16 protein-coding genes are annotated in these 16,501 nt (G+C 70.4%); 11 read left to right on the plus strand and 5 right to left on the minus strand.

Translation table 11 applies throughout. The features are described from left to right. Positions 1-200: 200 nt before the first annotated feature. Both ACFSC0_RS04105 and ACFSC0_RS04110 read left to right on the plus strand, forming a co-directional pair. A complete protein-coding gene (locus ACFSC0_RS04105) occupies positions 201-1,703 on the plus strand; it encodes a phosphomannomutase/phosphoglucomutase (protein ID WP_377280381.1) in 1,503 nt (500 codons plus the stop codon). 75 nt (positions 1,704-1,778) lie between these two features. Further along, positions 1,779-3,083, plus strand: coding sequence for a UDP-glucose dehydrogenase family protein (locus ACFSC0_RS04110; RefSeq protein ID WP_377280380.1), 1,305 nt, complete (start codon positions 1,779-1,781; stop codon positions 3,081-3,083). Positions 3,084-3,086: 3 nt separating this feature from the next. On the opposite strand, the gene ACFSC0_RS04115 is transcribed toward ACFSC0_RS04110, so the two are convergent. Further along, entirely contained in the window at positions 3,087-3,236 is a 150-nt protein-coding gene (locus ACFSC0_RS04115; protein WP_377280379.1) for a hypothetical protein, read from the minus strand. Positions 3,237-3,432: 196 nt separating this feature from the next. Here ACFSC0_RS04115 and ACFSC0_RS04120 point away from each other — a divergent pair, with 196 nt between their 5' ends. Next, a complete protein-coding gene (locus tag ACFSC0_RS04120; protein ID WP_377280378.1) occupies positions 3,433-4,122 on the plus strand; it encodes a glutathione S-transferase family protein in 690 nt (229 codons plus the stop codon). A gap of 12 nt (positions 4,123-4,134) precedes the next feature. Here the strand turns inward: ACFSC0_RS04120 and glmM are convergent, their stop codons facing one another. After that, a complete protein-coding gene (gene glmM, locus ACFSC0_RS04125; RefSeq protein ID WP_377280377.1) occupies positions 4,135-5,487 on the minus strand; it encodes a phosphoglucosamine mutase in 1,353 nt (450 codons plus the stop codon). Between the two features lie 123 nt (positions 5,488-5,610). Here glmM and glmS point away from each other — a divergent pair, with 123 nt between their 5' ends. Then, a complete protein-coding gene (gene glmS, locus ACFSC0_RS04130) occupies positions 5,611-7,425 on the plus strand; it encodes a glutamine--fructose-6-phosphate transaminase (isomerizing) (protein ID WP_377280376.1) in 1,815 nt (604 codons plus the stop codon). Positions 7,426-7,465: 40 nt separating this feature from the next. On the opposite strand, the gene ACFSC0_RS04135 is transcribed toward glmS, so the two are convergent. Then, the gene (locus tag ACFSC0_RS04135; protein WP_377280375.1) at positions 7,466-7,618 is read right to left on the minus strand and encodes a hypothetical protein; all 153 of its coding nucleotides are present in this window, start codon (positions 7,616-7,618) and stop codon (positions 7,466-7,468) included. Positions 7,619-7,956: 338 nt separating this feature from the next. On the opposite strand from ACFSC0_RS04135, the gene ACFSC0_RS04140 reads away from it, so the two are divergent. Beyond that, a complete protein-coding gene (locus ACFSC0_RS04140; protein ID WP_377280374.1) occupies positions 7,957-8,826 on the plus strand; it encodes a UTP--glucose-1-phosphate uridylyltransferase in 870 nt (289 codons plus the stop codon). Positions 8,827-8,968: 142 nt separating this feature from the next. Here the strand turns inward: ACFSC0_RS04140 and ACFSC0_RS04145 are convergent, their stop codons facing one another. After that, positions 8,969-9,940, minus strand: coding sequence for an NAD-dependent epimerase/dehydratase family protein (locus ACFSC0_RS04145; RefSeq protein ID WP_377280373.1), 972 nt, complete (start codon positions 9,938-9,940; stop codon positions 8,969-8,971). Positions 9,941-10,067: 127 nt separating this feature from the next. Here ACFSC0_RS04145 and ACFSC0_RS04150 point away from each other — a divergent pair, with 127 nt between their 5' ends. Both ACFSC0_RS04150 and ACFSC0_RS04155 read left to right on the plus strand, forming a co-directional pair. Further along, on the plus strand, positions 10,068-11,276 hold the full coding sequence (locus ACFSC0_RS04150; protein WP_377280372.1) for an NAD-dependent epimerase/dehydratase family protein: 1,209 nt from the start codon (positions 10,068-10,070) through the stop codon (positions 11,274-11,276). A 3-nt stretch (positions 11,277-11,279) separates the two neighbouring features. After that, on the plus strand, positions 11,280-12,140 hold the full coding sequence (locus ACFSC0_RS04155) for an SDR family oxidoreductase (protein WP_377280701.1): 861 nt from the start codon (positions 11,280-11,282) through the stop codon (positions 12,138-12,140). A 98-nt stretch (positions 12,141-12,238) separates the two neighbouring features. Here ACFSC0_RS04155 and ACFSC0_RS04160 read toward each other — a convergent pair whose 3' ends face one another. Beyond that, positions 12,239-13,012: an alpha/beta fold hydrolase gene (locus tag ACFSC0_RS04160; RefSeq protein ID WP_377280371.1), complete on the minus strand. Its 774-nt coding sequence runs from the start codon at positions 13,010-13,012 to the stop codon at positions 12,239-12,241. Positions 13,013-13,082: 70 nt separating this feature from the next. Between ACFSC0_RS04160 and ACFSC0_RS04165 the strand changes: the two genes are divergently transcribed. From ACFSC0_RS04165 to ACFSC0_RS04180, 4 genes are all read left to right on the plus strand, one after another. After that, entirely contained in the window at positions 13,083-14,246 is a 1,164-nt protein-coding gene (locus ACFSC0_RS04165) for a glycosyltransferase family 4 protein (RefSeq protein ID WP_377280370.1), read from the plus strand. After that, the gene (locus tag ACFSC0_RS04170) at positions 14,246-15,229 is read left to right on the plus strand and encodes a glycosyltransferase family 9 protein (RefSeq protein ID WP_377280369.1); all 984 of its coding nucleotides are present in this window, start codon (positions 14,246-14,248) and stop codon (positions 15,227-15,229) included. Before ACFSC0_RS04165 ends, ACFSC0_RS04170 begins: the two co-directional genes overlap by 1 nt. Before the next feature lie 107 nt (positions 15,230-15,336). Continuing rightward, the gene (gene infC, locus ACFSC0_RS04175; RefSeq protein ID WP_377280368.1) at positions 15,337-15,858 is read left to right on the plus strand and encodes a translation initiation factor IF-3; all 522 of its coding nucleotides are present in this window, start codon (positions 15,337-15,339) and stop codon (positions 15,856-15,858) included. A gap of 160 nt (positions 15,859-16,018) precedes the next feature. Next, a complete protein-coding gene (locus tag ACFSC0_RS04180; RefSeq protein WP_377280367.1) occupies positions 16,019-16,501 on the plus strand; it encodes an NUDIX domain-containing protein in 483 nt (160 codons plus the stop codon).

The following is a 16,501-nucleotide window of genomic DNA, read 5'->3' on the forward strand; positions in this document are numbered from 1 at the left end:
CGCGGGCCCGCATCGAAGGCCACTTCGGACGGGCATGGCTAACGAAGTGCGAATTCGAAGTGCGACACTTTTGCGATCAATGTTGCCTACGAACGTGGCGGCGTCCGGCCGGCGAACTTTAGCGGCGCTGTAGCGTTCGTTTGGCTCTTGGGGGCCAAGCCGCTTATGACGGAGCCCTGACCACGCCTGACGGAGTGCCGATGTTCCCTGCCCCGCGCGCCGACCTCCTTCCCAACACCGCGCCGTACGAGGACCTGCCGCTGGTCAAGCCCACGGGCTTTCGCGAGTACGACGCGCGCTGGCTGTTCGGGCCGGAGATCAACCTGTTGGGCGTCCAGGCGCTGGGCCTGGGGCTCGGGACCTACATCCACGAACTCGGCCAGCGGAAGATCGTCGTCGGTCACGACTACCGGAGCTATTCGGCCTCCATCAAACAGGCCCTGACGCTGGGCCTGGTCTCGGCCGGCTGCGAGGTGCTGGACATCGGCCTGGCCGTCTCCCCGATGGCCTACTTCGCCCAGTTCGACCTGGACGCGCCGTGCGTCGCCATGGTCACCGCCAGCCACAACGAGAACGGCTGGACCGGCGTCAAGATGGGCGCCCAGCGGCCGCTGACCTTCGGGCCGGACGAGATGGGCCGGCTGAAGGAGATCGTGCTCACCGGCGCCTGGAAGGAACGCGAAGGCGGGATCCTGCGGCGCGTCCCGGGCGTGGCCGAGCGCTACATCGCCGATGTCGCAGGGCGCGTGAAGCTGAGCCGGCCGCTGAAGGTGGTCGCCGCCTGCGGCAACGGCACGGCCGGCGCCTTCGCGCCCCAGGCGCTGCGGGCCATGGGCGTGGCCGAGCTCATCGAGATGGACACCCAGCTCGACTACACCTTCCCCAAGTACAACCCGAACCCCGAAGACCACGTGATGCTGCAGGCGATGGCCCAGCGGGTGCGCGAGACCGGCGCGGACGTGGCCCTGGGCTTCGACGGCGACGGCGACCGCTGCGGTGTGGTGGACGACGAGGGCGAGGAGATCTTCGCCGACAAGATCGGCCTGATGCTGGCCAGGGACCTGTCGGCCTTGCACAAGGACGCGACCTTCATCGTCGACGTGAAGTCGACGGGCCTGTTCTCCACCGACGAGGTGCTGAAGTCGAACGGCGCCAAGACGGTCTACTGGAAGACCGGCCACAGCTACATCAAGCGCAAGACCGCCGAACTGGGCGCCCTGGCCGGCTTCGAGAAGAGCGGCCACTTCTTCTTCAACGCTCCGTTCGGCCGCGGCTACGACGACGGGCTGGTGGCGGCCGCCGCCATCCTGGCCATGCTCGACCGCAATCCCGGCAAGAAGCTCTCGGAGCTGAAGCGGGCGCTGCCCGTCGCCTACACTTCGCTGACCATGTCGCCCCACTGCGGGGACGAGGTGAAGTACGGCGTCGTGGAGGGCGTCGTGAAGGAGTACGAGCAACTGAGGGCCGCCGGGGGGACCATCCTCGGCCGCAAGATCACCGACCTGATCACCGTCAACGGCGTGCGCGTGGCGCTGGAGGACGGCTCCTGGGTGCTGGTGCGCGCCTCGTCCAACAAGCCCGAGATCGTCGTCGTGGTGGAGAGCAGCCGCTCGGAGGACGACATGCGCGCCCTCTTCCGCGAGGAGGTCAAACCCCGCCTGGCCAAGCGCCCGGAAGTCGGCGCCTACAACCAGGAAATCTAACGCCGCCAGCCGGTTGGCGCCGCCCGCCGGCCGTGCTCAAAGCTGCGCCTTGAAACCCTCCGCACGGGAGCATCCATGCACGTCGCCATGATCGGGACCGGCTATGTGGGCCTGGTGTCCGGCGCCTGCTTCGCCGACTTCGGCCACGTCGTCACCTGCATCGACAAGGACGGCGCCAAGATCGAGCAGCTCAAGAGCGGCGGCATCCCGATCTACGAGCCCGGCCTCGACACCCTGGTCGCCCAGAACGTCAAGGCCGGACGACTGTTCTTCGACACCGAGGCGGCCGAGGCGGTGAAGAAGGCGGACGCGGTGTTCATCGCCGTGGGCACGCCCTCGCGGCGCGGCGACGGCCACGCGGACCTCTCCTACGTCTACGCCGCGGCCGAGGAGATCGCCGGGCTGATGAACGGCTTCACGGTGGTGGTCACCAAATCGACCGTTCCGGTCGGCACCGGCGACGAGATCGAGAAGATCCTGCGCGCCAAGCGCCCCGACGCCGACTTCGCCGTGGTCTCCAACCCGGAGTTCCTGCGCGAGGGCGCGGCCATCGAGGACTTCAAGCGGCCGGACCGGGTGGTGGTCGGGACCGACGACGACCGGGCCCGGGAGATCATGCGCGAGCTCTACCGGCCGCTCTATCTGAACGAGACGCCGATCGTCTTCACCAGCCGGCGCACCTCCGAGCTGACCAAATATGCGGCCAACGCCTTCCTGGCCATGAAGATCACCTTCATCAACGAGATGGCGGACCTGTGCGAGGCGGTCGGCGGCGACGTCCAGCACGTGGCCCGCGGCATCGGCCTGGACAACCGGATCGGCGGCAAGTTCCTGCACGCCGGCCCCGGCTACGGCGGCTCCTGCTTCCCGAAGGACACCCTGGCCCTGGTGCGCACGGCCACCGACTACGGCTCGCCCGTCGAGCTGATCGAAACCACGGTGCGGGTCAACGATCAGCGCAAGAAGGCCATGGCCCGCAAGATCATGACCGCCATGGGAGGCGACCTGAAGGGCAAGACGGTCGGCGTGCTCGGCCTGACCTTCAAGCCCAACACCGACGACATGCGCGACGCCCCGTCCCTCGACATCGTGCCGGCCCTGCAGGCCATGGGGGCGAAGGTGCAGGCGTTCGATCCGGCCGGCGCGACCGAGGCGCGCCAGCTGCTGCGGGACATCGATCTGAAGGAAGACCCCTACGCGGTCGCGGCCGGGGCCGACGCCCTGGTGCTGATCACCGAATGGGACCAGTTCCGCGCCCTGGACCTGGACCGGCTGAAGCTGCTCATGAACCAGCCGCTGATGATCGACCTGCGCAACGTCTACCGGCCCGAGGACATGCGTGTCCGCGGCTTCACCTACGTGAGCGTCGGACGGCCCTAGCTCCTAGACCGCCAGCGCGATCAGGGACTGGCCGATCCAGACGGCGCCGGCCCAGAAGCCGATCGCCAGCAGCATCACGAACGCCAGCAGAATCAGCGCGCTGAGCGCCTGGCTGGGGGCGCGATGGCCGGAGCCTGCCGCGGATGCCCGCATGTTTCACTCCCATGGTCTCGTTGCATCCGCGCCGGTCGAGCGGCGCGAACATTACAAGATTGTCACGACTCTTAAGGGTTGGGTAGCCATTTGGATCCCGGGCCGCCGGCGCTCACGAAGGTGTCACTTCGGCCCAGGCCTTGCGGCGCCCGGCCGAAGACCTCATGATTGCATTTCGCAACCACACGAGGGTCCCGTGAGCCTGGTCCTGCACCTGCACCCCCTGTCCTCCTACTGCTGGAAGGTCCTGATCGGGCTTTACGAGCTGGGGACCGCCTTCGAGCCGCGGATGGCCAACCTGGGAGATCCCGCCGACCGTGCGGCCTTCGCGGCGCTGTGGCCCACGGCCAAGATTCCGCTGCTGGAGGACACGGGGGCCGGGCGCGTGATCCCGGAGACCACCGTGATGCTCGAATACGTCGACGCCCGCTCGGCGGGGCCGGCGCGGCTGCTGCCGGAGGACGCCGACGCGCGCCTGGACGCCCGGCTCTGGGACCGGCTGTTCGACAACTACGTCATGACGCCGATGCAGAAGATCGTCGCTGACCGGCTGCGGCCGGAGGGGGTGCGCGATCCTCACGGGGTCCAGGAGGCCCGCGCCACGCTGCAGATGGCCTACGGCATGATCGACGCGCGGATGGCCGGCCGCGACTGGCCGGCGGGCGAGGCCTTCAGCCTGGCCGACTGCGCCGCCGCACCGGCCCTGTTCTATGCGGCGATCGTGGAACCCTTCCCGGCCGAGCGCCCGCACCTGGCCGCCTACTTCGAGCGCCTGCTTGCCCGGCCGTCCGTGGGCCGGGCGATCGACGAGGCGCGGCCCTGGTTCCAGTACTATCCCTACCGCGAGGACATGCCGGCGCGGTTCCTGGAGCCGACCACGGCCTGACCTTGGCCGGACTCAGGCCGCGGCCTTCTTCACCGCCCCGGCGACCTCGCGGACGACCTGGTTCACCAGCTTCTCGTCGTCGCCCTCGGCCATGATGCGGATCAGCGGCTCGGTGCCGGAGGCGCGCACGACGAGGCGGCCGGAGCCGTTCAGGCGCTCGGTCGCCTGGGCGATGACGCCCTGCACCTGCTCGCTCTCCAGCGGCTTGCCGCCGGCGAAGCGGACATTCTCCAGCCTCTGCGGCACCGGCTCGAACTGGCGGGCCAAGGCGCTCATCGGCTTGCCGGTCTCCTTAAGCACCGCCAGCACCTGCAGGGCCGCGACCAGGCCGTCGCCGGTGGTGCAGATGTCCGACAGGATGATGTGGCCGGACTGCTCGCCGCCGACGTTGAAGCCGCCCTCGCGCATCCGCATCATCACCGAGCGGTCGCCGACCGGCGTGCGCTCCAGCTTCAGGCCGCGCTGCGCCAGGAACCGCTCCAGGCCGAGGTTGGACATGATGGTGGCCACCACGCCGCCGCCCGCGAGCCGGCCGCGGGCCGCCCAGTGGTCGGCGATCAGGGCCATGATCTGGTCGCCGTCGACGACCACGCCGCGCTCGTCGCAGAGCACCAGCCGGTCGGCGTCGCCGTCGAGGGCGATCCCCAGGTCGGCGCGGTACTTGCGCACCATCGCGACCATGGCCTCGGGATGGGTCGAGCCGCATTCCTCGTTGATGTTGAAGCCGTTGGGCTCGACCCCGACGCGGATCACCTCGGCGCCGAGCTCGTAGAGCACCTCGGGGGCGACCTTGTAGGCCGCGCCGTTGGCGCAATCGATCACCACGCGCAGGCCCGCCAGGCTCATGCGCCGCGGGAAGCTCGCCTTGGCGATCTCGATGTAGCGGGCCTGGGAATCGTCGATCCGTTGCACGCGGCCGAGGCCGCGGGGGCCGGCCAGGCCCTCCTCCAGGCCCTGGTCCATCAGGGCCTCGATCTCCAGCTCGCGCTCGTCGGAGAGCTTGTAGCCGTCGGGGCCGAACAGCTTGATGCCGTTGTCCTCGAAGCCGTTGTGCGAGGCGCTGATCATCACGCCCAGGTCGGCCCGCAGGCTGCGGGTCATCATCGCCACCGCCGGGGTCGGCAGCGGCCCGAACAGGCGCACGTCCATACCGACGCTGGTGAAGCCGGCGACCAGGGCCGGCTCGATCATGTAGCCGGAGAGCCGCGTGTCCTTGCCGATCACCACCAGGTGGCGACGCTCGTCCTGGCTCATGAACAGCTTGCCCGCGGCCATCCCGACGCGCAGAGCCACCTCGGCGGTCATCGGGTGCCGATTCGCCTGTCCGCGGATGCCGTCGGTGCCGAAGTAGGCGCGTTTGCTCATGCCGGTCCTTCAGGGAGAAACGATGCGAAACCCAGATTTAGTCGACGCCGGATTTGCGAATGCTAAAGGCGGCGCGGGCGGAGATTAGTTGAGCAGGCCCGCAGGTCAAAGGACGCATCGCGCATGTGCGGCATCATCGGCATCGTGGGCAAATCGGCCGTCCAGGGCCGTCTCATCGAGAGCCTGAAACGTCTCGAATACCGCGGCTACGACTCCGCGGGGATCGCCGGCCACATGGACGGCCGGATCGAGCGGCGGCGCGCGGCCGGCAAGCTGCGCAACCTCGAGGAGGTGATCGCGGCCGAGCCCCTGGCCGCCGAGGTCGGCATCGGCCACACCCGCTGGGCGACCCACGGCGCCCCGACCGAGGGCAACGCCCACCCGCACGCGGCCGGCCGGGTGACGCTGGTCCACAACGGCATCATCGAGAACTTCGCCGAGCTGAAGGCCGAACTCACCGCCAAGGGCCGGACCTTCGCCAGCGAGACCGACACAGAGGTCGTCGCCCACCTGCTGGACGAGCACCTGGAGACCTTGCCGCCCATCGAAGCGATGAAGGCGACGCTCGGCCGGCTCACCGGCGCCTACGCCATCGTGGCGCTGATCGAGGGCGAGCACGGCCTGATGCTGGGCGCCCGCCACGGGCCGCCCCTGGTGGTCGGCTACGGCAAGGGCGAGATGTACCTGGGCAGCGACGCCCTGGCGGTCGGCCCCTTCACCAACCGCGTCGCCTACCTCGAGGACGGCGACTTCGTGGCCCTGACCCACGACGGCGCGCAGATCTTCGACGCCGCCGGCGCGCCGGTGAGCCGCCAGGTCCAGACCGTCGCCGCCTCCGTCGCCCTGATGGAGAAGGGCAACTACCGGCACTTCATGGAGAAGGAGATCCACGACCAGCCGGAGGCCTGCCAGCACACCCTGTCGGCCTATGTCGACCCGGTCACCGACCACACCCACACCCCGGGCGGCGTCGACTTCGCCAAGGTCGACCGGCTGCAGATCGTCGCCTGCGGCACCGCCGGGTACGCCGGCCAGATCGGCCGCTACCTGTTCGAGCGGCTGGCGAAGCTGCCCACCGACGTCGAGGCCGCCTCCGAGTTCCGCTACCGCGAGCCGGCGGTGACGCCGGGCACGTTGGGCGTGGCCATCTCCCAGTCGGGCGAGACGGCCGACACGCTCGCCGCCCTGCGCTGGTGCAAGGCGCAGGGGCTGAAGACCGCGGCCGTGGTCAACGTGCACGAGAGCACCATGGCCCGCGAGGCCGACGTGCTGTGGCCGACCCATGCGGGCCCCGAGATCGGCGTCGCCTCCACCAAGGCCTTCACCTCGCAGGTCTCGGCCCTGACCGCCCTGGCGATCAGCGCCGCGGTCGCGCGCGGCTGCATCGATGCGGCCGAGGAGAGGCGGCTGACCAAGATCCTGATGGAGGCGCCGCGGCTGATCGCCGACTCGATCCAGGTGGAGGAGGCCGTACGGGCGCTGGCGCCCGAACTCGCCGCCGCCCGGGACGTGCTCTACTTCGGGCGCGGGGCGATGTTCCCGCTGGCCCTGGAAGCGGCCCTGAAGCTGAAGGAGATCAGCTACATCCACGCCGAGGGCTACGCCGCCGGCGAGCTGAAGCACGGCCCCATCGCCCTGATCGACCAGGGCACGCCGGTGATCGTCATCGCCCCCACCGACCACCTGTTCGAGAAGACCATCTCGAACATGAGCGAGGTCGCCGCGCGCGGCGGGAAGATCATCCTGATCACCGACGAGGCGGGCGCGCGCAACGCGCCCAAGGGGGCGCGGACCATCGTCGCGCCGACCGCCGACCCGCTGATCGCGCCCTTGGTGTTCGCCGCGCCGATCCAGCTGCTGGCCTACCACGTGGCCGTGCAGAAGGGCGCGGACGTCGATCAGCCGCGCAACCTGGCCAAGTCCGTCACCGTGGAATAGCGGCGGCCCCGCGAAGGGCCGCCGCCTTCAAGAACGCGCGTTACGGCGTGGTCGCCGGCGGCGTCGTCGTGCCCGTGGCCGGCGGGGTGGTGGTCGTGTCGGCCGGCGGCGTCGTCATGGTCGGATCCGTCGGCGTGGTGGTCGCCGGCGGGGTCGTCGCCATGGGATCGGCCGGCGGCGGCGTAGTGGTCATCGTGTCGGTCGGCGCCGTCGTGGCCGTGTCAGCAGCAGTGCCTTCTTCGGCTTCGTTGCGTTGGCAGGCCGACAAGGACGTGACCAGAACCGCCGCGACCGCGGCCGAAGTGAGGATACGTAGCTTCATTAGGATCAGGCTCCCCTGGAGGATCCCCCCGACGCACGCCAACTCTAGCGCACCTCTCGCTGTTCCCGAAGTTGTGATCACACTTTTCCGTAACAGCGCCCGGGAGCTTGGCCTTGCCTTGGGCGTTACGGCTGCGGCCCCGCCCCGCCGGCTTGACGAACCCGGCCGGGCGGGGCTTTGAGCGCGTGGCGGGCGAGACGGAGATGCGGATGACGAGGAAGGTTCGAAAGGCGGTCCTGCCGGTGGCGGGGCTCGGGACACGCATCCTGCCCGCGGCCAAGGCGACCCCGAAGAACCTGCTGAACGTCTTCGACCGGCCGATCCTGTCCTACATCGTGGCCGAGGCCCGGGCCGCCGGGATCGAGCACCTGATCTTCGTCGTCGGCCGCGGCCAGGGGGCCATCGAGGAGTACTTCGACCACAACCCGGAGCTGGAGAGCCAGCTCGAGGCCAAGGGCAAGACCGAGATCCTGGCCGAGGTGCGGGCGGACCTGCCCCGCCCCGGCGAGATGAGCTTCGTGCGCCAGATGGCGCCGCTGGGTCTCGGCCACGCCGTCTGGTGCGCGAGGGACCTGGTGGGCGATGAGCCGTTCGCCGTGATCCTGCCCGACATGCTGATGGCCGCCGATCCCCCGGCGCTGGCCCAGGCGGTGGCCGCCCACGACGATGTCGGCGGCAACATCGTCGTGGTCGAGCCCGCCCCCGAGGGCGAGGCCCACAAGTACGGCATCGTGGCTCTTGAGGGCCGCGAGGGCCGGCTGAACAAGATGACCGGCATGGTGGAGAAGCCTGCGCCGGGGACCGAGCCGTCCAACCTCTTCATCTCCGGCCGCTACATCCTGCAGCCGCAGATCTTCCAGCTGCTGGCCGACCAGGAGAAGGGCGCCGGCGGCGAGATCCAGCTCACCGACGCCATGGTCCGGCTGATGGCGCAGCAGGCCTTCCACGCCCTGGAGTACGACGGGACCACCTACGACTGCGGCGACCCCATCGGCCTGCTCCGCGCCAACATCGCCTTCGCCCTGCGCCGCCCGGGCATGGCCGAGGCGGCCAGGAAGGCGATCGAGGAATTGCTCTGACCGTCATCCCGGCCGGAGGACCGCGCCAGCGGGCCGGAGAGCCGGGACCCAGCCTCACAGCCGCGAGTCTGGGTCCCGGATCGGCCTTGCAGGCCGCCCGGGATGACGGGAGTTGTTCGCCGCGGGACAACCGAACGAGCGCCTAAGCGCCGTAGAACCCCCGGTACCACTCGACGAACCGCGGCAGCCCCTCCTCGATCGGCACCTTGGGCGCGTAGCCGGTCAGCGCCGCGAGCTTTGAGACGTCCGCGTACGTCGTCGTCACGTCGCCCGGCTGCATCGGGCGGAGGATCTTCTCCGCCTCGCGGCCCAGCGCCGTCTCGAGGGTGGCGATCATGTCCATCAGCCCGACCGGCCGGGAGTCGCCGATGTTGAGGATGCGGTTGACGCCCGGCTCGGGCGGGCGGTCCAGCGCGCCGACGATCCCGTCGACGATGTCGTCCACATAGGTGAAGTCGCGGGCCATCCGGCCCTGGCCGTAGACCTCGATCGGCTCGCCGGCGAGGATCTTCCGGGTGAAGGAGAAGTAGGCCATGTCCGGCCGGCCCCACGGACCGTAGACGGTGAAGAACCGAAGGCCCGTCTGCGGCAGGCCGTAGAGCTTCGCATAGGAGAAGCTCATCAGCTCCCCCGCCCGCTTGGTGGCCGCGTAGAGCGAGACCGGCTCGGCCGCCGCATCGTCCTCGGTGAAGCCCTCGCCCGCCCCCGGCCGGTCGCCGTAGACGCTGGAGGAGGAGGCGTAGACCAGGTGCTCGAAGCCCTCAGCATGGCGCGCGGCCTCGAGCACCGACAGGTGCCCGGCCAGGTTCGCCCGCTCGTAGGCGAAGGGGTTGTCGAGCGAGTAGCGCACGCCCGCCTGGGCGGCGAGGTGGACGATGCGCCTCGCCCCCGTCTCGCGCACCAGGCCGGCGAACGCCTCGGCGTCGGCGACGTCCATCCGGACCATCCGGAAACGCGCATCCGCAGCCAGCCGGGCGGCGCGGGCGTCCTTCAGCGCCGGGTCGTAGTAGTCGTTGAAGACGTCGACGCCGACCACCGTCTCGCCGCGCGCCAGCAGGCGCTCGGCGACGTGCATCCCGATGAATCCGGCGGCTCCGGTAACGATGATGGCCATGGGGTGGACAGATCCTCCAGCGGCGCCTGTTCTATTGTCGATCGGCTGCGACGTCGACTTAGCGGCTTCCGCACCGCCCAAGGGTGCGTTAGCCGTTTCAGGATCGCTTCAAGTTGCGGGAGCTTGCATGCGCGTACTCGTTCTGGGCGGCGACGGATTCTGCGGCTGGCCCACGGCGCTCCACCTGTCGGCGCGCGGCTGGGAGGTCGCCATCGTCGACAACCTGTCGCGCCGGCGCATCGACGAGGAACTGGGCGTCCAGTCGCTGACGCCGATTCGCCCGCTGGCCGAGCGGCTCGCCGCCTGGCGCGAACTCACCGGCCGCGACATCGCCCATCACGAGATCACGCTGGGCAAGAGCTACGAGCCGCTGGTCGACCTGCTGCGGGCCTTCCGCCCCGACGCGGTGGTCCACTTCGCCGAGCAGCGCGCGGCGCCCTATTCGATGAAGTCGGCGGCCCACAAGCGCTACACGGTCGACAACAACCTCAACGCCACCAACGACGTGCTGGCGGCCATCGTCGACAGCGGCCTCGACCTGCATCTGGTCCACCTCGGCACCATGGGGGTCTACGGCTACGGCACGGCCGGCATGCCGATCCCCGAGGGCTACCTCACGGTGAAGGTGGAAACGCCGAAGGGCTGGACCGAGACGGAGATCCTCTATCCGGCCAATCCGGGGTCCATCTACCACCTGACCAAGACCCAGGACGCCCTGCTCTTCCAGTTCTACGCCAAGAACGACGGGCTGCGGATCACCGACCTGCACCAGGGCATCGTCTGGGGCACCCAGACCGCCGAGACCCGGCTGGACGAGCGGCTGGTCAACCGCTTCGACTACGACGGCGACTACGGGACGGTGCTGAACCGGTTCCTGATGCAGGCCGCCCTCGGCTATCCGCTGACCGTGCACGGGGCCGGCGGCCAGACCCGGGCCTTCATCAACATCCAGGACACCGTCCGCTGCGTGGAGTTGGCGCTGGCCAGCCCGCCGGCCCGCGGCGAGCGGGTGCGGGTGATGAACCAGATGACCGAGTGCTGGCGGGTGCGGGACCTGGCCGCGCTGGTGGCCGGCCTCACGGGCGCGCAGGTCGCCCACCTGCCCAACCCGCGCCAGGAGGCCGAGGAGAACGACCTGATGGTCGAGAACAGCCGGCTGCTGGCGCTGGGCCTCGACCCGATCACCCTGGAGGAGGGGCTGCTGCTGGAAGCCGCAGAGATCGCCCGCCGCTACGCGGACCGGGCGGACCTGGCCAAGATCCCCTGCGTCTCCCACTGGAACGCCGAGCGGGCGGCGGCCGCCAGGGCCGAGCCCAAGGCCGTGGCGGCGGAGTAGGTCCTGAAGCTCTTCGTCTTCGGCTACGGCTATTCGGCCCGCGCGCTCGCCCGGCGCCTGCGCCCCGACGGCTGGACAATCGCGGCCACCGCCCGCACGCCGGAAGCGGCCGCCGAACTCGCCGCGGAAGGGGTCGACCCGGCGCCGCTGGACGATCCTGAGGCGATGGCCCGCGCCGCCGGCGAGGCCAAGGCCGTCCTCATCACCGCCCCGCCCACCGCCGAGGGCTGCCCGTCGCTGCCGGTCCTGCCGCGGGCCATCGCCCGCAGCGGCGCCTTCCCCGACTGGGTCGGCTATCTCTCCACCACCGGGGTGTACGGCGACCGCGGCGGCGGCTGGGTGTTCGAGGACAGCCGCCTGGCCGCCGCCTCGCTGGAGGGGGCGCGGCGGGTCGGCGCCGAGCGCGACTGGCTGGATGTGGCCCGCGGCATGGGCCTGACGCTGACCATCTTCCGTCTGCCCGGCATCTACGGCCCCGGCCGCTCGGCCTTCGACCGGCTCCGGGCCGGCCGCGCGCGCCGCATCGCCGCGCCCGGCCAGGTGTTCTCGCGCATCCATGTGGACGACCTGGCGTCGGGCCTGGCCGCCTCGATCGCAAGGCCGCGCGCCGGCGGGATCTACAACCTCTGCGACGACGAGCCGGCCCCCAACAGCGACGTCATCGCCTACGCCGCGCAACTGTTGGGGATGGCGCCCCCGCCCGAGATCCCTCTCTCGGAGGCCGAGATCTCCGGCCCCGGCCGCCGCTTCTATGCCGAGAGCAAGCGCGTCTCGAACGCCAGGGCCAAGGCCGAACTCGGCTGGCGGCCGGCCTATCCGACGTACCGGGAGGGGTTGCGGGCTATTCTCGCGACCGGGTCCTAGACCTCTCCCCCCCCGCTCGGGGGGGAGAGGGTTGGGTGAGGGGGGCCTCGCCGCGGTCACCGGCGCCGGGGCCGACCCGCCGCCGCGCCTCCCTCACCCTACCCTCTCCCTCCGCTCGCGGAGGGAGAGGTCAGAAGCTCTTCCAGCGCCTGGATGAGCCGAACGATGTCGCTCTCACGCGACAGGCGGTGATCCCCGTCCTTGATCAGGGTGAAGACCACGTCCTGGCTCTTCATCGCGTTCGCCAGCTCCAGGGCGTGCGGCCAGGGCACCGCATCGTCGGCGCCGCCCTGCAGGATGCGCACGGGCGCTTCGATGTTCACCGGTCCGGGGAGGATCGACCACCGCGCGCCGTCCTCCATCAGTTCGCGGGTGATCGGGTCCGGATCGCCGTACGGCGAAGGGCGGTACCAGACGCCGGTCTCGGCGATGTCGGCGCGGGCGGCCTCGTCCAGCGAGGGGCCGATCAGCTTCTCGGTGAAGTCGGGCGCCGGCGCGATCAGCACCATGGAGCGCACCCGCTCCGGCCAGGCCATGGCCGCCAGGCAGGCGATCCAGCCGCCCATCGACGAGCCGACCAGCACCAGCGGCCCCTCGGTCAGCTCGTCCATCACCGCCAGCGCGTCCTCGCGCCAGCGGGTGATGGTCCCCTTCTCGAAGGCGCCCGAGGACTCCCCGTGACCGAAGTAATCGAAGCGCAGGAAGGCTCGCCCCGTCTGCATCGCCCAGTCCGCCAGCGCCTGCGCCTTCGTCCCGGCCATGTCCGACCGGTAGCCGCCCAGCCAGACGATCGTCGGCCCCTCGCCCGCCACGCGCCGCCAGGCCAGCGTCTCGCCGTCCGGCCGCTTGAGAACACCCGCCGTCTCCGCCATCCACAACGCTCCTTCACCCGCGCGCCTAAGCCGCCTTTACCAAACCGAGCCAGCCGTTAAACGAGGGGCGGTGACTCTTCCGCCGGACTTCACCCTGTTGCAGGTCGTGCCGGAGCTCGAGACCGGCGGGGCCGAGCAGACGACGATCGACGTCGCCCAGGCCGTCGTGCGGGCCGGCGGCAAGGCGCTGGTCGCCACCCGCGGGGGTCGGATGGCGGCGCGGCTGGAGAGCGACGGCGCGCGCATGGCGCAGATGCCGGTGCAGTCCAAGAACCCGCTGGTCATGCTGGGCAACGCCGCCCGGCTGGTGGACCTGATCCGCCGCGAGAAGGTCAGCGTCGTCCACGCCCGCAGCCGCGCGCCGGCCTTTTCGGCCCTGTGGGCGGCGCAGGCGACCCACACCGCCTTCGTGGCCACCTACCACGGCGTCTACCACGCCAAGACCCGGCTGAAGCGCTGGTACAACGCGGTGATGACCCGCGGCGACCTGGTGATCGCCAACTCCAATTTCACACGCGACCACATCCTGGCCGAACACCGGATCGATGCGGAGAAGGTGGTCAGCATCCCCCGCGGCGTGGACCTGTCGCGGTTCTCGCCCAGCTGGGTGACGCCGGACCGCCTCGATGCGCTGCGCAGCGCCTGGAACATCGCGCCCAACGACGGCCGCACCCGCATCCTGCTCGCCGCCCGCCTCACCCGCATCAAGGGCCACCTGACGGTCATCGAGGCGGCGGCCCGGCTTGCGGCCGCGGGGCGGCGGGACTTCGTCATCTACTTCGCGGGCGACGACCAGGGCCGCACCGGCTACCGGGAGGAGCTGGAGAGCGCCATCGCCGAGCGCGACCTGACGGGCGTCGTCCGGCTGGTCGGCCACTGCGACGACATGCCGGCCGCCTACCTGCTCTGCGACATCGCCATCCTGCCCTCGACCATTCCGGAATCGTTCGGCCGCACGGCCGTGGAGCCTCAGGCTATGGGCAAGCCGGTGCTGGCTTCGGACCTGGGCGGCATGACCGAAACCATCCTGCCGGGCGAGACCGGCTGGCTGGTGCGGCCGGGCGATCCGGACGCCTGGGCCCAGTGCCTCGCCCACGCCCTCGACCTCAGCCCCGGCAAGCGCCAGGCCATGGGCCAGGCGGCGGCCAACCGCGCGACCCGGCTCTATTCGGTGGACGCCATGTGCGCGGCCTACCTTTCCGCTTATGCTCGCGTCCTGGAGGCGCGGAGCTGATGGCCGGCGAGCCGAGCAGGATCCTGATCATCAAGCTGTCGGCGCTGGGCGACTTCGTTCTGGCGCTGGCGGCGATGCGCAAAATCCGCGAGGCCCACCCGGGCGCCCGGATAACCCTGCTGACCACCCCGCCCTTCGAGGCCCTGGCCAAGGCCAGCCCCTATGTGGACGAGGTGGACATCGGCGGAAGACCGCAGGGCCCCGGCGAATGGCTGAGCCTGATCTTCCGCCTGCGGGCGGCGAAGTACGAGCGGGTCTACGACCTGCAGACCTCGTCCCGCTCCAGCCTGATGTTCTATGGCCTGCTGCCGTTCCCGCCGCAGTGGTCGGGCATCGCCTGGGGCTGTTCGCACCCGCACCGCAATCCGCGGCGGGACCACATGCACACCCTGGAGCGCCAGGCCGACCAGCTGAAGCACGCCGGCATCTGGCCCGAGGCGCCCACAGAGCCGATGAGCGCGCCGCCGCCGGACCTGTCCTGGATCGTCGACAAGGTGTCGATGCCGCGGCCCGGCCCCGGCCAGGTCCGCCCGACCGTGCTGCTGATCCCCGGCGGCTCGGCGCACCGGCCGGAGAAGCGCTGGCCGGCCGAGCGCTACGGCGAGCTCGCCCGGGCGCTCTACGACCGCGGATACGACATCGTGATCGTCGGCGGGCCGCAGGAGGGCGAGCTGGCCCACAAGATCCAGCGGATCCTGCCTCAGGCCCGCGACCTGACCGGGCGGACGGATTTCGCGCGGGTCGCGGCGCTGGGCGCCCGAGCCGCGGTGGTGATCGGCAACGACACCGGTCCGCTGCATCTGGCCGCGGCGGCCGGCGCGCCGACCATCGTGTTGTTCTCGAAGGCGTCCGACCCGGCCCTGTCGGCGCCGCGGGGCCATGTGGCGGTGCTGCAGGCCGCCGACCTCGGGGAGCTGCCGGCGTCGGCGGTGCTGTCGGCGGTCGACAACATGACCCCTCAACCGGCCCTTAACCGCGCTTGAAGAACAACAGTCCGTTGGTCATATACTAGAAGAGCGACCGGACCGCTTCGCGCCTCCGGACGTTCTTGCGTTGAAACTGCCAAGGAGCACCGCCTATTCGCCGCCCCATGCAAGCGCCGCCCGTCAAAGACGGTCCGCGCATGAACGAAGATATCCGCGTCCCCCGCGTTCTGCTCATCGACCAGAACGGCGAGAAACAGGGGGTCATGCCCACCTCGGCCGCTATCGAAGCTGCTGAAGAGGCCGGCCTCGACCTTGTCGAGATCGTCCCCAACGCGGATCCGCCCGTCTGCAAGATCCTGGACTACGGCAAGTTCAAGTTCCAGGAACAGAAGAAGAAGAACGAGGCGCGGAAGCGGCAGAAGGTGGTGGAGATCAAAGAGATCAAGCTCCGCCCGAACATCGACATCCACGACTACGAAGTCAAAGCGCGCTCGATGCATCGCTTCTTCGAGGAAGGCGACAAGGTCAAGGTGACCCTGCGCTTCCGCGGTCGTGAACTGGCCCACCCGGAACTGGGCATGAAGCTGCTCCAGAAGGTGAAGGCCGAGTTCGAGCCCATCGCCAAGGTCGAGTACGAGCCTCGGATGGAAGGGCGCCAGATGATCATGATCCTGGCCCCGCGTTGACGCGGAGCCGGATCGCAGGCCCCTTCGCTGCGGCCCTGGCGGCGGTCCTCGCGACCGCCGCCGAGGCCCGGCGCCCCGCAAACGGGGATGAAGCTGTCGAGCCCTTCGCCATCGGCGAGGGGCTTTATTTTTTCGGCGGGCCCGACGCCGCGGCCGGTCGATGAGGCCGGCGGCGCGCCGCCTCCTCGCCCGCGCCCTGCCCTTCCTCCATGTCGCGCGAAAGGCCTGGTGGCGCCTCACCCGCCCGCAGACCGTCGGCGCCCGGGCGGTGGTCTTCGACGAGGACGGCCGGCTGGTCCTGGTCCGCCACGGCTACGAGCCCGGCCTCTATCTTCCCGGCGGCGGGGTCAAGCGCGGCGAGCCGCCCGAAGCGGCGGTCCTGCGCGAACTGGCCGAGGAGGTGGGCGTCGCCGCCCACGCCTCCATCGAGCCCTTCGGCGTCTACCGCTCCGAGCGGGAAGGCAAGCGCGACACGGTCCACCTGTTCATCGTGCGCGGCGCGCGGCTGCAGCGTTCGGAGAGCCCGGAGATCGTCGAGGTCGTCCGCTGCGACCCTGCCGCCCTGCCGGCCGACCTCAGCCCGGCCACCGGCCGGCGCCTGGCCGAAGCGCTCCTGGGCGCGCCCCGGGCGCAAAGCTGGTGA

Origin of the sequence: Phenylobacterium terrae (assembly GCF_042681205.1) — a bacterium.
Lineage (GTDB): Bacteria > Pseudomonadota > Alphaproteobacteria > Caulobacterales > Caulobacteraceae > Phenylobacterium > Phenylobacterium terrae.

Coding starts and splice junctions, on each gene's coding strand:
- ACFSC0_RS04110 (WP_377280380.1), top strand. CDS start 1,779: ATGCACGTCGCCATGATCGGGACCGGCTATGTGGGCCTGGTGTCCGGC.
- glmS (WP_377280376.1), top strand. CDS start 5,611: ATGTGCGGCATCATCGGCATCGTGGGCAAATCGGCCGTCCAGGGCCGT.
- ACFSC0_RS04115 (WP_377280379.1), bottom strand. CDS start 3,236: ATGCGGGCATCCGCGGCAGGCTCCGGCCATCGCGCCCCCAGCCAGGCG.
- infC (WP_377280368.1), top strand. CDS start 15,337: ATGCAAGCGCCGCCCGTCAAAGACGGTCCGCGCATGAACGAAGATATC.
- ACFSC0_RS04150 (WP_377280372.1), top strand. CDS start 10,068: ATGCGCGTACTCGTTCTGGGCGGCGACGGATTCTGCGGCTGGCCCACG.
- ACFSC0_RS04180 (WP_377280367.1), top strand. CDS start 16,019: ATGAGGCCGGCGGCGCGCCGCCTCCTCGCCCGCGCCCTGCCCTTCCTC.
- ACFSC0_RS04145 (WP_377280373.1), bottom strand. CDS start 9,940: ATGGCCATCATCGTTACCGGAGCCGCCGGATTCATCGGGATGCACGTC.
- ACFSC0_RS04140 (WP_377280374.1), top strand. CDS start 7,957: ATGACGAGGAAGGTTCGAAAGGCGGTCCTGCCGGTGGCGGGGCTCGGG.
- ACFSC0_RS04170 (WP_377280369.1), top strand. CDS start 14,246: ATGGCCGGCGAGCCGAGCAGGATCCTGATCATCAAGCTGTCGGCGCTG.
- ACFSC0_RS04105 (WP_377280381.1), top strand. CDS start 201: ATGTTCCCTGCCCCGCGCGCCGACCTCCTTCCCAACACCGCGCCGTAC.
- ACFSC0_RS04135 (WP_377280375.1), bottom strand. CDS start 7,618: ATGACCACTACGCCGCCGCCGGCCGATCCCATGGCGACGACCCCGCCG.
- ACFSC0_RS04160 (WP_377280371.1), bottom strand. CDS start 13,012: ATGGCGGAGACGGCGGGTGTTCTCAAGCGGCCGGACGGCGAGACGCTG.
- glmM (WP_377280377.1), bottom strand. CDS start 5,487: ATGAGCAAACGCGCCTACTTCGGCACCGACGGCATCCGCGGACAGGCG.